Raw genomic sequence first — 14,549 nt, 5'->3', positions numbered from 1 at the left:
ACTCGATTTCCATAACAGGAAATCGAGTTTTTCTTGTTTAAAAAGAATGTTTGAAATGAATGAGATGGGGAACAGTAGTAAGGAGTCACAATAACAAGGAGTGTTTAATTGATATGGCTAAAATTGCTACAGTGATAACCGATATGTTTGAGGACATTGAGTTTACAAGCCCCAAAGAAGCTCTAGGAGCAGCTGGGCATCAGCTCGTAACAATTGATACCGAAGCAGGTAAGGAAGTTAAGGGGAAACATGGTAAGCCAGTGAAAATAGATAAAGGAATTGAGGAAGTAAACGCCTCAGAATTTGATGCATTATTTATTCCTGGCGGTTTTTCACCTGATATATTACGAGCAGATGATCGTGTAGTGGCATTTGTAAAATCCTTTATGGATGACATGAAGCCGACCTTTGCTATTTGTCATGGACCACAGCTGCTAATTACAGCTAAGACACTGAATGGTCGTGATGCCACAGGCTATAAATCCATTCAAGTGGATTTAGAAAATGCAGGGGCAATATTCCATGATGAAGAAGTATTCGTCTGTCAAAAGCAGCTCGTAACAAGTAGAACGCCAGACGATCTTCCAGCCTTTAATAGAGAAATAGTTAAATTATTAGACAATAAATAAAAGATAGGCACAAGCAGTCAATTGCTTGTGCCTTTTTGTGGAATTTACTCCGCTTTATTTAGCATAGCAACTAATTATTTGTCTACATATTTGTCACGAAAAAGCATGGGGATTAGGTGTTTTTTATAACGAAAATTTGACGGATAGCATATGATTGAGTATGATGGAGAAGTTGAAGATGACGAGGTCCGACCTTATCCTTTAACGAGCGCTAAGGAGGAAAGAAAGCGCAAAATCGGAAAACAATTATAGCGCCTGAGCTGAAGAAATCGGACGACAAGATCTTCAGCAGACGAGGTGGAGGTTTATCGAAAATTCGGCGGATGCCTCCCAATCGACATACCCGATTGTCATTTTTCATTTTGAAAGCATTTAAGTGATTGAATGTACAGAAAATGGAGAAGGTATAGTAAAAGCAATAGATAAATCAAAGAAGCTTCACCTATCGAAAAAACTCTAATCAGTTGGCTGAATGAGTGGGTGGCTTGCATGTAAGGGAGTGCTTATTTTAAATATAAAATAAAGCATCGCTCGTACATTCAAAAAACTTCGATAGGATGAGGTCTAGTTTGTCATTGCATGAAATTGACAATATCGGAGGACGAGAATTTATGTGTGGAATTGTAGGATATATTGGTGAATCAGATGCAAAGGAAATTTTATTAAAGGGTTTAGAGAAGCTTGAATACCGCGGCTATGACTCAGCTGGTATTGCAGTACGTAATGAAGAAGGTGTAACAGTTTTTAAAGAAAAAGGACGTATTGCAGACTTACGTGAAGCGGTGGACGAGGAAGTTGCAGCAAAAATTGGAATTGGTCATACACGTTGGGCAACACACGGTGTACCCAATCGTTTAAATGCTCACCCACATCAAAGTGCATCAGGACGCTTTACACTTGTGCATAATGGGGTTATTGAAAACTATCATTTATTACAAAAAACATATTTAAAAGGCATTCCGATGAAATCTGATACAGATACAGAGGTTATCGTGCAATTAGTAGAGTTATTTGTGAAAGAAGGTCTTAGCACAGCAGAAGCTTTCCGTAAAACTTTATCTCTATTACATGGCTCATATGCCCTTGCATTATTAGATGCTGAAGCGACAGATACTATTTTTGTTGCAAAAAATAAATCACCACTTTTAGTAGGTATTGGTGAAGGCTTCAATGTTGTTGCTTCGGACGCAATGGCTATGCTACAAGTAACGGATCAATACGTGGAGCTTCATGACAAAGAGGTTGTAATTGTACACAAAGCAAGTGTCGAAATTACAAAATTAGATGGTTCTGTAGTAGAGCGTGCACCATATACAGCGGAGCTTGATATGAGCGATATTGAAAAAGGAACTTATCCTCACTATATGTTAAAAGAAATGGATGAGCAGCCAACTGTAATTCGTAAAATTATTCAAGCATATGAAGGCGACAATGGCGATTTAACAATTGACGCAGAGATTTTAGAGGCATTGAGAGCAGCGGATCGCTTATATATTATTGCGGCAGGCACGAGCTACCATGCAGGTCTCATCGGTAAACAATATTTCGAAAAAATGGCGGGTATCCCAGTAGAGGTTCATATTTCTAGTGAATTCGGCTACAACATGCCATTACTATCAGAAAAGCCTTTATTTATCTTTATTACACAATCAGGTGAAACAGCTGACAGCCGTCAAGTACTTGTAAAAATTAAAGAACTTGGCTATCCAACATTAACGATTACAAACGTACCTGGCTCAACGCTATCACGTGAAGCAGATCATACATTGTTATTACATGCAGGCCCGGAAATTGCAGTGGCTTCTACAAAAGCTTATGTTGCTCAAGTAGCAGTACTTGCGTTAGCAGCGTATGTAACGGCAAAGGCAAATGGCAAAGGCTTAGAATTTGATTTAAAACAAGAGCTTGCGATTGCCGCTAATGGAATCCAAACAATTATCGATTCAAAAGATGTGTTAGAAGATATTGCAGAAGACTACTTAAAAATCGCGCGTAACGCATTCTTCATTGGCCGTAATATGGACTTCTATGTCAGCCTAGAAGGGGCCTTAAAACTGAAAGAAATCTCGTACATTCAAGCAGAAGGCTTTGCTGGTGGCGAACTGAAGCACGGAACAATTGCCTTAATCGAAGAAGGTACACCAGTGTTTGCACTTGTCACTCAAGCATCAGTAGGATTAAATATCCGTGGTAATGTCAAAGAAGTAGCAGCTCGTGGCGCATATCCTTGTATCATTGCAATGGCAGGCATTGATGAAGATGGTGACCGTCTAGTCATTCCGCATGTTCACGAATTACTAACACCACTTGTATCTGTAGTGCCATTACAATTAATTAGCTACTATGCAGCACTTCACCGTCGTTGTGATGTGGATAAACCACGTAACTTGGCTAAATCGGTGACTGTTGAATAGGATTAGGTTTAAGCATTTATGCTAGTGTAGTCTAATAAAAAATATTGATTGTTTATAACAAAGTTTGACCATTTGAAATAAAGTTTGGTTAAAAATGACCTCTTCGGATTTGGTATCCAGAAGAGGTCATTTTTGATTCTTTGGAAAAAGGTAATTTTATAGGAATGAATTTAATTGGTTAGAACATTAATATGGAAAAGGTTCTTGGTGTAATTTTATAAAAAAGATTGATCATTTATAACAAAGTTCGCTTATTTAAAATAAAGATTGATTAAAGATCCTGTGTTGATACGTAGGATCTTTTCTTATTCCACAATCGAGCCAATATTGTTGCAGATATAAAAAGAGGCTGATATTACATCAACCTCTTTTTAATGATTTTTAGGATGCAGCGATTACTTCGCAAGATATATCAAAAAACGAATGAAGAACCTTGATATCCTATATTTAAAGGAGGTGCCTTCGTTGTATAACCATGAAATTATAATTAAGAAAATCATTTTGTATGTGGAAGAAAACCTATATGAACCACTTACTTTGGAAAATATAGCAGCACAATCAAATTTTTCAAAGTATCACTTTCATCGAATATTCCAATCCACGATTGGCATGACAGTAACTGAATATATTCGGTTAAGAAGATTGGCTAATGCTTCTTCCGCCTTACTTTATACAAGTGAACGCATTCTTGATATCGCTTTATATTATCAGTTTGAATCACAAGAATCATTTACAAGAGCATTTAAAGAGATTTATAAGCTACCACCTGGCAAATATCGCAGAATGATGTCAGACGTACTTAAAATTAAGGAGGAAACATATATGGATACAAAGGTGAAAGGTTGGTTTTTAAGTGGATCAAATCCATTTAATTACGAAATGGGAATTGACCATGAAGTTGTTCATCAGGGGAAAGCATCAGGTTATTTAAAATCCAAAACAGTGTTAGATTCAACTGAATTCGCTACCATGATGCAAACATTTAAGGCTAATCAGTTTGTTGGAAAGCGCATTAGACTCTCTTGTTTCATCCGTACAGAAGAGGTAGATACGTACGCTGGGATGTGGATGCGAGTAGACGACACAATGGAAGATGTTCTTCAATTTGATAATATGAGTAATCGCCCCATTAAAGGAACAACAAACTGGAACCATTATTCTATTATTTTAGATGTTCCAACCCAAAGTGCTGTTATTTCGTTTGGTATCATTCTGTCTGGACAAGGAACTGTATGGGCAGATCAATTTACTTTTGAAGAAGTGAATGAAAGTATTCCAACAACTAATTTAGAGATGCATGGTGAACTGCTGGACGAGCCAATAAATTTATCGTTTGACGAGGAAATATGATTTAAGGAAGGGTGATAACATGGATAATTCTGGTAAAAAAGATACCGGGGTAGTATTAAGTATTATAGTTATAATTGCAATTATGGCTGTAAAGTTTGTAGGAATTAACACGCTTGTTCATTACTTAAAGTTTTGGTGAAAATATTGCTTAACTATACCGCAATCGGGCCATTTAATGAAGGAAGAATCACAAGTAATATTGAATATTTATGGTATCATTTAGTGAAAAAAATTAAGGAAAGGTGGTGTATGTAATGAGTACATCTGAAATATTTATGAAAAGCACCATACCAATATTCCGTATTTTTAATGAGGAGAAAGCGAAAGAATTTTATTTAACATTTTTGGGGTTTGCATTGGATTGGGAACATCGATTTGAGGATGATCTACCTTTATACATGCAAATTTCTTATGGAAATTGTATTATTCATCTTTCAGAGCATCATGGAGATTGCTGTCCAGGGGGTGCTATAAGAATTGAAGTAGAAAACCTAGAGTTACTCCATTCAAACCTTATATCAAAGAAATACAAATATACGCGTCCTGGCATCGAAACAACCCCTTGGAATTCTCAGGAAGTTTGCATTGGAGACCCATTTGGAAATAGAATTGTTTTTTTTTGAGAACCTTCGAAAATAACATTGGGTAACTCATTTTGATGATACAAGTAGAAAAGTATTCAAAAATACATTAAATATGGATGAAGGCACTTGGAATCGAGCAAGAGGGTTGGGCTTTGCATAGTGTTGAAAAACAAAACCATCCATAGAATTTATGTGAAAGGTGAAAAAGGATTTCCGTTGCAGGCTACTTGCTTTCCTGTGGGCGAGCGCCGAGCCACTTCCTCTGCTACCACTCCGTTTAGAGGCTCGCCCGTCTCGCTATTCCCACGGGAGTCAAGTAGCCTTCCACTCCAATCCATAAAAAAGTGAAGGTATTCACTACTCTTTTGTGGAGGGGTGTTGTCACGCATCACTTCTCCAAATTGAAAGTAAGAGGCTATCCTCTCTTATAATATAAATAATGGGCTATTTTGTTCAGGAAAAGACACTTTTGCAGAATGGTTGATTGGAGTGGAACCAGCGTCACTCCTAGGGGATTTAGCGTCACAGAGGAGACCCTGGAGCGAACGCAGTGAGTGAAGCGGCTCATCGGACGCCCCCTGGAAAGGACGCTGGCGGAACGGAAATCAACCCCTCGCCTTGCAAAATTGCTTATTATGCCGTTGACATTACCTTTTTTCAACAACATGAAAAGCATCGAATCATTTGATTCGATGCTTTGGTATTATAATCTATTATATGTTTCATCAAGAGTTCCAAAAACTCTGGAATACCTTCAATACCTTATAAAGTTTGAAATCAGTTATCTTTTGTAGTCATTTTAAACCATATTCATAATATCGTTAGCTTTTTATAACGTATATCGCTCCATTAAAGAATTTAATTCACGATTTAATTCCGTTAGTTTTTCAGCAGCATTAGCAACATCAGCAATTGCTTTAATGTGCTCATCTATGGAAGCAGCAATTTCCTGTACGGAAGCGGCCGTCTGTTCTGATACGCTGGACGCACTTTCGATTCCTTCACTCATCAACTTATTATAGGAGGTCATAACGTCCATTTCTTTATTAACTGCTAATATCGATTCCACAATTTGCTTAACAGAATCAGACATTTGATTGAATTTACTTTGTGTTAGCACTACATCATCATTTAACTTTTTAGCAGTCTCCATTGTTCCTTCTACAGTTTCAACTGTTTTAGTTGTTTCTGAAACAATAGATGAAACCACTCCTTGTACTTGGTGAGTAGCATTTTTCGATTGTTCTGCTAGTTTCCTTATTTCATCGGCAACAACTGAAAAACCTCTACCATACTCACCAGCTCTTGCTGCTTCAATGCTTGCGTTTAAAGCGAGTAAATTCGTCTGTTCAGCGATTGTTTCAATTGTTTCCATTACCTGTGTGATTTGATTGATTTTACTATTTAAATTTTTAATCTCATAACTGACTTCTTCTGATGCTGCCAATGAATCAGTATTGGATTGTTGTAATTGATGAACTATTGCAATTCCCTCGGCTGATATTTTTTCAGCATGTTTTGTAATGTCGTACATCACTTTACTTTGTTTTTCCGTAGTTTCTATAGAACTTGATAATAGCTCTACTGTTCGGTTTATCTTGTCCAAATCATGGGCTTGTTCTTGTGTACCAGTAGCAATTTCGTTAACTGCTCTACCAACTTCATCACTACTAGCAGATGTTTCTTCTGAAATTGCTGATAAGTTGGTCGCTGAATCCAATAAATGTTCACTAGTATTTTTAGTCTTTTCGACGAGTGTACGTAATTGCTGTGACATTTTATTAAAAGCAGTCGCAAGTTGCCCAATTTCATCACTTGATTCAGGTAGATTGGTAACAATTATATGACCATCAGCAATTTTTGTTGATGCTTCAGCTACTTCTTTTAGTGTATTTAATTTCCTCCGAATACCTAAATAAAACACAATTGAACTTAAAATAATGAGTACAATTGTTGCACCAAAGATAATATATTGTAAGATGTTTAATCCTTCATAAAATTCATCTTGAAAAACAGCAATTCCAAGAGTCCAACCCCAAGGCTCAAAATATTCTGTATAGGCTGTTTTATCTTTAAAAGAACCATCTGGCTGTTTATCAGAATAAACGACATAGCGATCTGATTCATTTTCGGACTTGCCGCCTGCAACGATCTTTTCTCGATTACTTCTGTTGAGATCATCGACAGGAGCTCCACCTATTTTAGAGGGATGGAGTTGTAACACTAAATCCTCGTCAAAAGCTAATATATAACCATTTTCTTTGTAAGTAAAATGGGACTTTTGATAATCGTACTCTCCATTTTCATTTACTGGCCCATTTAGAATAATTCTCGCTTGTTCTTTACCTTCCTCTAGTGTTATTTTGCCAATTTCCACTTCTTCATTAATCAGTTCTAATGAAGTATAAGCCCCCTTGACGATGCTTTGTAGTTCTCTTTGACCGGATTCTAAGAGCTGATTTTTGGCAACAACATAACTTGTTGAGCCGATAATCACAACTGTTACAAGTATAATAATTGTGATTAGTAGCATTAACTTTCTTGAAATGCTTCGTAACTGTAAAATTCTCTTCATCATTTGCTTCCTCCCACAACTATATATAGGTATATTTCGACAGTAATCTACATAATTCAATGGTATCGGAATTATTTTTTATATTACGCTGTATATGAAAAGCTAGAAGCAAATTCTTCTTATTATTAGGGTGGGTATTATTACATGATTAACCAAATTAAAAACTGGATAAAGGATGTTAAGAAAAGAAATTCATATATAACATGTTTGGATTAATCATTCCTGTTTATCAAGTCTAATAGGTGAATATTATTGGAGCAAACTTTTTTACAGCTACAACCATTGAAAATGATTATCATTTTCAATATAATAGGGAACAATTAGTATTTAAAGGAGAAGGATTATGAATAAATACATAAAAAAAGCCGTTCTAGTAATGTTGGTAATGAGTCTACTGCTAATAATGGCAGCTTGTGGTAGTAAAACAGAAGGTACAAAGGATGACAAGGAATCTACAACGACTGAAACAACACGTATTGTAACAGATTCGGTAGGACGTGAAGTAGAAGTTCCCATAGACCCACAACGTGTTATTGTGGATTGGGATTTAGGTCACGTATTAGCTGTAGGCATTGTACCAGTTGCTTCAACGACAAAGGTCATTGATTATGGTGAATTTTTAAAGGATTACTATCAGGGGCAGGACATTGTAGATCTTGGGAATGAAGATACTGTATCTTTAGAAACAGCTACTAGTCTAAAACCAGATTTAATTATTACGTTTGCAGAGGAAAATATAAAACAATATGAAAAAATTGCACCTACTATTGTGTTCAGTACGGATAGCTACGATAGTGTGGAAGCAGAAATTTTAGCAATTGGCGAAATGTTAAATCACCAAGAAGAGGCGAAGAAGTTTATGGCAGATTATACGGCGCGTGCAAAGGTAGCTGAAGAAAAAATCAAAGCCGTAATCCCAGAAGGCATAACATTCTCACTCTTTACGTTAACAGACAAAGAGATTGTTGTGATTCCTAGTGGTAACTCAGGTGGTGAAGCGATGTATGATTTGTTAAAACTTACAGCACCAACATCTATACAAAAGCTAATTGAAGATAGCAAGGGAGATTGGCAGAAGCAACGTATTTCATGGGAAACGGTAGGTGACTATGTAGGTGATTATGTAGGTGTTTTAGATTATGGTCAAAAATACGAAACGACTTCTACATGGGATAATTTAGAGGTTGTGAAAAATAATAAAGTGATTACATTCGATGGGAAGTACTTCTTCTCAGCAGATCCAATCTCTGTTATCCATCAAGCAGAGCACATGGCAGAACAAATTATTGAATTAGTACAAAAACAATAAAGTAAAACTTCAAGCAGTTGCGTTTTTCTTAAGCTCCACGAAGACCTTTCTTGCTTCAATAAAAAACCCCATTAGATAAACAGATGATTTGTTTATCTAATGGGGAAGGTATTAGCTAATTATTTATGTGTAGTTACAGCTTTATTCTTTTGTTGTAACGCTTCATTTTTTTCAGCGAAGCGGTCATTATGAGAAGAAACGCCCGCCATTTTTGATTCTGTTGGGTCAATGTATAATTTGGCGCTATTGACAGCGAGGACAGCATCGTTAAATGCGCCTGCAATCAGTCTTATTTTCCCTTCATTCGTTACAATATCGCCTGCGCCAAAGATGCCTGGCATGCTTGTACCCATTTTGGGAGTAACGGAAATGCCCCATTCTTCAGAGGCCAAGCCCCAATCTAAAATGGCGCCGCCAAAGTGTCGGTCAAATCCGTGATTGACAAGCACTTCATCTACTTCAATTTTTGTCATATCATTAGAATCAACATGCTGTAATGTGACATGTTCAATTTTATTGCCATTGCCATGTAAACGAGAAACTGTATACGGAACATAGGTTGTTGCGATAGACTTCATACGTGTTACAGATGATTCAAAGGCACTAAAGTCATCTCGTCTATGAACAACGTATACTTCTTTGGCAATAGGAGCCATTTCAATAGCCCAATCTACAGCTGAGTCGCCGCCACCAGAAATGAGTACACGTTTATCTTTAAACCTATTGATGTTCGTTACCGTATAGTGAAGGTTGTTTAGTTCATAACGGTCAGCGCCTTCAATCGTTAATTTTTGAATGCGTGTAATACCACGTCCTGTAGCTAAAATAATCGTTTTCGTATAATGTTTCTCGCCTGTTTTAGCTGTTAAGACGAAAATGCCATCGTCGCGTTTTTCCATGCCAACAACTTCTTGACCAAATACGATTGTTGGATTAAATGTCATAGCTTGCTTGATTAAGGAATGAATAATTTCTTCACAGCGAATAGGTTCAATACCACCGACATCCCATACCAATTTCTCAGGATAGGTGCGCATAAAACCACCTAATTCCTGTTTTACTTCGATAATTTTCGTTTTCATTTCACGCATACCACTGTAAAAGGCAGCATACATGCCAGCCGGCCCACCACCGATTATAATTACATCATAAATCTCTTGTTTCATTTAAGGCACCAACTTTTCAACTAAATAATCAAGGAATAGTGGAGAGCCAATTAAACCTTCACCTACAACGTAATCTGCTGTTTTTAATGGATAAACATTGCCGATTTTCACAGCATCCATTGCTTGCCACATCGGGCTATTCTCTAAATCTTTCATAGATTGTTCACTACTATAATTTTGCATTTGACGTTGTTCGACAAAAATATGATCTGCATCAATGTCAGGTAAAACCTCTAAGGAGATGGGCGTGAACCACTCATTATTATCTTTCAACATAGTTGGAATATTTAACCCAAGTTGTGTGTATAGCATATCACTACCAGGGCTACCTTTTTCAGTGCCTAGTACACGGTATTGATTTTGTTCTACCCGTAATACAAGAATTTTTTCGTCACCTATAGCATCGTGTAGTTTTTCTTTGGTTTCTTCTATTTTTTCCCTATACTTCTCGAGAGCAAGTGTAGCTTCTTTCTCTTTCTTGAACAGTTCACCAAGCACAGGAACATATTCATCTATTGCAACGCCTGCCTCAACAGCAACAGTAGGAGCAATTTTACTTAAAGCTTCGTATTTTTTAGCATCAATCGCTGCACCCTGAGCAATAATGACATCTGGTGCAGCTTCAAGAATAACTTCTAAATTATCTTCATATTGCACAGTCGGAATAATTTTAACATTGTTGTCATTGAATAATTTGAAGCGATACTCAGGTTCAATTTCTTCAACAACTGTCACCATTTGAGGCGTTACACCGATTTCAATTAAGTTTTCAGCATAGTTAGAACTAAGAACTAACATATTTTTAGGTTCAGTAGGGATCGTGACATCACCATAGGCATCTTTTACAACACTCGTTGTAGGCTCACTTTGTTCTTCTTGACCCTTTGTCTCATTTCCGCTCTCTTTATTAGTGCTTGAGCAAGCAACTAATGTTAAAGCTACTAACATAAAAAGTATATATTGCATCGTTTTTTTCATTGATTATAGCTCCTTTTTATTTGATAATGATTATCACTATCAAATAATAACAGGGAATGATAGTGCCTACTATAGCGTAAAGTGCCTTAAAAATTGGATTATTGTGTTTTAGGGCAAACACCATCCAAAATCGACTGCTCAATCTGTTGCATAATTTTTCTTTTGCCAAACACACTGCAATTGTTTATCCATAAACCCGTATCCACATAAAACACACGTTTATTTTTCACAGCATCTAAATTTTTCCACTGCTCACTTTTTTGTAAAGTAGCTAAACTAAGGTCGGCTGTATAATAATCCATTATGCGTTTTTCAATAAACAAATAAGTAGGATTGGCTACCACTAATTGTTGTAAAGAACATATGTTGAAACTATTTTTATTTGTGCGCAATGATTCAGGCATTTTTAAGCCAAGTTCCTGATATAAAAGGGTAGCGGAGTCACTAGAAGATTCACCGACATAGCGATAACCCAACTCCTCCACACGTAAGTAAAGTACAGTAGCATTCTTTACAAGATGGTGTTGTATTTTATTTTTTAGAACATCTACATGTGTCGTAAGTTCGTGAATAATTTGTGTAGCTTCATTCTCTTTATTAAACAATTCACCAAAGTAACGAATTGATGAATTTAAATCATAAGGTAGCCCCGTAATTACAGGTGCGATCGTTTGGAAGTGTTGTTTTGTCTCTTCCGTTAAGTCGACACCGATAATTAAATCGGGTTGCTGTTGTACAATGATGTCTTGTTGAATCACATATTGAGGCATTTCTAAGATGGTTGTACCAACTTCATGAAAAAGATTCTTTTGATATTTTGGAGTGAGGGAGCTCGTCACAGTAACACAATTTGGTATAACCCCTAATGCGATTGCAATTTCTGCGTGTGCAGGTGATAGAAAGCAAACACGATATTCACCAACGGTCTTTTTGAATTTCTTAGGTGGACGACCTACAATGCGCTTAAACTGTCGACTAAAGTGCTGCACATCATCAAAACCAACTTTTTTTGCGACATTTTGTGATAAATCATCTGTTGTTAATAGCATTTCTTGCGCACGGTAAATACGATAACTAATTAAATAAGCTATCGGTGTTTTATCATATAACTCAATGAACTTTCTCGAATAATACCATGGGCTATATCCAGCGATGGCTGCTAGTTCATCTCTTGTCATTGTTTGGTTATATTTTTTTTGCATATAAATAACTGTCTGTTCCATTCTTTCCTCAAGTGTGTATTCATCTGTTGATTGCTCTTGCTGTAATTCCTTCAACAAACTGTATAAAATAAATTGTTTAATGGTGTTATGGAGAGGGTCTATATTTTTAGCGAGCGACATCCGAATATCAGCTATGATCGTTTCAGGCACTCGCTGAATATAGTAACCATTCATTGTATTGATAGACCATTTACGGGTTAATTTCATTGCTGTATCATACAGTGCAAAGCTAATTAAATAGCCTGAAAAATCAAGACGGTTTGTATTTGTAAGTTGGATAACCGCATCACTTTCGAGGGCAATCAAATGCCCAAAAACAATATGCTCTTTGTGCCCATTAATGGACAGGGTGGTTTGGCCATCCGTAATCAATAAGAGAGCCGCACTTTCAAGATGTATCGTAGACTTTTGAAATAAGGATTTGGCTAAATCTTTTATTTCTGTGCAATGTGCCAGCCAATTAGGATTAGAATCAAGCATTTATGTACTCCTTTAGTTTGTTGTGATAAAAGTATACTACGGAATATCACAGCAGACGGCATAAAAAAGACAAGTTCAAACATAGGAAATAAAAAATCCTTACAGAACATCAAAATATATGGCCTCCCTTTGATAAGGGAGGTATTTTTAATGTGTACAATAGGCATCTTAAGAAGCTATTGAAATGGAAGGTATTACTTTTAGTGAACAAAATGTACGTAATAGATATAAAGAAATTAATAAACATTAATTTGAAAACGATTACATTTGCTCGATGTTGTTTTACTATAAGGTTTAATATTCGGAAAATTAGTTATTTATAGAATTGATAAATAACTTAAAAGGGTCATTGGGGGGATTAGAATGCTAGCAATTTTAGGTTTTTTAATGATAATAGTATTTATGATTTTGATTATGACTGGTCGTCTTACAGCAATGATTGCATTAATTGTAGTTCCCATTACGTTTGCAGTTATTGGTGGATTCGGAAGTGAAATGGGTCCTATGATGTTGGATGGGATTAAAAGTGTGGCTCCAACCGGGATTATGATTTTATTTGCCATTCTTTTCTTTGGTATTTTGATTGATGCTGGAGTATTTGATCCAATCATTCAAACAATTCTTAGGTTAGTAAAAGGTGATCCTGTAAAAATTGCCATCGGAACAGCCGTATTAGCCCTTCTGATTTCTTTAGATGGTGATGGTACAACAACCTACATGATTACTATTTCAGCATTTTTACCGCTTTATAAAAGAATTGGCATGCGACCAATTGTATTAGCCGGTATTGCCGTTTCAGCCTCAGGTGTTATGAACCTCCTACCTTGGGGAGGGCCAACTGCAAGGGTTATGACAGCATTGAATCTTGAAATGTCTGAAGTTTTTACACCCGTGATTCCCGCGATGATTGGCGGCGCTATCTTTGTTCTGCTCATGGCATTTATGTTCGGAAGACAGGAGAGGAAGCGAATTGGTGTTATAGAATATGATTATGAAACTGCAGTTCAGCCTGCTGCTACAGTCGAGGATGACTCTTTGAAACGTCCAAAACTAATTATCTTTAACTATGCACTAACAATCATTCTTTTAATAGCGTTAATTATGGAGCTATTACCACCTGTTACATTATTTATGCTTGGTTTTGCGATTGCGATTACTGTAAACTATCCAAAATTGAAAGACCAAAAGGAACGTATTGCGAATTATGCTGACAATGCATTATCAGTTGTTTCAATGGTTTTTGCAGCTGGGATTTTTACAGGGATTCTTTCAGGAACAGCAATGGTAGATGCGATGGCAAACTCAGTAATTCATTATATTCCAGATGCAATGGGTTCTCATTTTGCAGTAGTTACAGCCATCCTTAGCGCACCTTTTACATTTTTTATGTCCAACGATGCCTTTTACTATGGAGTGCTGCCATTACTTGCCAAGGCAGGAGCGGTATATGGCATCGACCCCGCCTTAATTGGTAGAGCTTCTCTATTAGGGATGCCAGTCCATCTTCTAAGTCCACTTGTTCCATCTACTTATTTATTAGTAGGTATGGTTGGAGAGGATTTCGGCACATTACAACGTATCTTCTTAAAGTGGGCTTTCGGTTCTACCATTGTCATGATGATCGTCTGTGTAGTATTAGGGATTTTCCCTCTTTAAATTAACAAAATAAGTTTAAAATCTATTGTCCATGGGGTTAAAGAGATGATCAAGTGAAAAATTGTTTATCTGTATTAAATCTACAAAAGTAATGGGCTTCTTTTGTAGATTGTTATTGGAGGAAATGAAAAGATTCTAAAACCACCCTTAATCAAAAATTAGATGTTTAAGGTCTATGGAGTTGT

At 36.6% G+C, this 14,549-nt stretch carries 10 protein-coding genes; 6 read left to right on the top strand and 4 right to left on the bottom strand.

Features of this window, described 5'->3' with window-relative positions; all coding sequences use genetic code 11:
* Positions 1-113: 113 nt before the first annotated feature.
* From CRI88_RS21885 to CRI88_RS21870, 4 genes are all read left to right on the top strand, one after another.
* Entirely contained in the window at positions 114-629 is a 516-nt protein-coding gene (locus tag CRI88_RS21885; protein WP_101967026.1) for a type 1 glutamine amidotransferase domain-containing protein, read from the top strand.
* A 611-nt stretch (positions 630-1,240) separates the two neighbouring features.
* Positions 1,241-3,043, top strand: a complete 1,803-nt coding sequence (gene glmS / locus CRI88_RS21880; protein WP_101967027.1) for a glutamine--fructose-6-phosphate transaminase (isomerizing) — start codon at positions 1,241-1,243, stop codon at positions 3,041-3,043.
* Between the two features lie 423 nt (positions 3,044-3,466).
* Positions 3,467-4,393, top strand: a complete 927-nt coding sequence (locus CRI88_RS21875; RefSeq protein WP_101967025.1) for a helix-turn-helix domain-containing protein — start codon at positions 3,467-3,469, stop codon at positions 4,391-4,393.
* Positions 4,394-4,647: 254 nt separating this feature from the next.
* On the top strand, positions 4,648-5,016 hold the full coding sequence (locus CRI88_RS21870; protein WP_101967024.1) for a glyoxalase superfamily protein: 369 nt from the start codon (positions 4,648-4,650) through the stop codon (positions 5,014-5,016).
* Positions 5,017-5,806: 790 nt separating this feature from the next.
* On the opposite strand, the gene CRI88_RS21860 is transcribed toward CRI88_RS21870, so the two are convergent.
* On the bottom strand, positions 5,807-7,555 hold the full coding sequence (locus tag CRI88_RS21860; protein WP_036128840.1) for a methyl-accepting chemotaxis protein: 1,749 nt from the start codon (positions 7,553-7,555) through the stop codon (positions 5,807-5,809).
* Positions 7,556-7,895: 340 nt separating this feature from the next.
* Here CRI88_RS21860 and CRI88_RS21855 point away from each other — a divergent pair, with 340 nt between their 5' ends.
* Positions 7,896-8,861 (top strand): ABC transporter substrate-binding protein, encoded by a 966-nt coding sequence (locus CRI88_RS21855; protein WP_101967023.1) that lies wholly within the window; start codon positions 7,896-7,898, stop codon positions 8,859-8,861.
* A gap of 119 nt (positions 8,862-8,980) precedes the next feature.
* On the opposite strand, the gene CRI88_RS21850 is transcribed toward CRI88_RS21855, so the two are convergent.
* From CRI88_RS21850 to CRI88_RS21840, 3 genes are all read right to left on the bottom strand, one after another.
* On the bottom strand, positions 8,981-10,027 hold the full coding sequence (locus CRI88_RS21850) for an NAD(P)/FAD-dependent oxidoreductase (protein ID WP_101967022.1): 1,047 nt from the start codon (positions 10,025-10,027) through the stop codon (positions 8,981-8,983).
* Positions 10,028-11,005, bottom strand: coding sequence for an ABC transporter substrate-binding protein (locus CRI88_RS21845; protein WP_058845223.1), 978 nt, complete (start codon positions 11,003-11,005; stop codon positions 10,028-10,030). It abuts the gene before it with no gap.
* Between the two features lie 98 nt (positions 11,006-11,103).
* Positions 11,104-12,708, bottom strand: a complete 1,605-nt coding sequence (locus CRI88_RS21840; protein ID WP_058845224.1) for an AraC family transcriptional regulator — start codon at positions 12,706-12,708, stop codon at positions 11,104-11,106.
* Between the two features lie 363 nt (positions 12,709-13,071).
* Between CRI88_RS21840 and CRI88_RS21835 the strand changes: the two genes are divergently transcribed.
* Positions 13,072-14,364: a CitMHS family transporter gene (locus tag CRI88_RS21835; protein WP_058845225.1), complete on the top strand. Its 1,293-nt coding sequence runs from the start codon at positions 13,072-13,074 to the stop codon at positions 14,362-14,364.
* Positions 14,365-14,549 lie beyond the last annotated feature (185 nt).

Origin of the sequence: Lysinibacillus fusiformis (assembly GCF_002845985.1) — a bacterium.
In the GTDB taxonomy this organism is placed as follows: domain Bacteria; phylum Bacillota; class Bacilli; order Bacillales_A; family Planococcaceae; genus Lysinibacillus; species Lysinibacillus fusiformis_D.
This window is presented reverse-complemented; position numbering and strand designations above follow the sequence as displayed.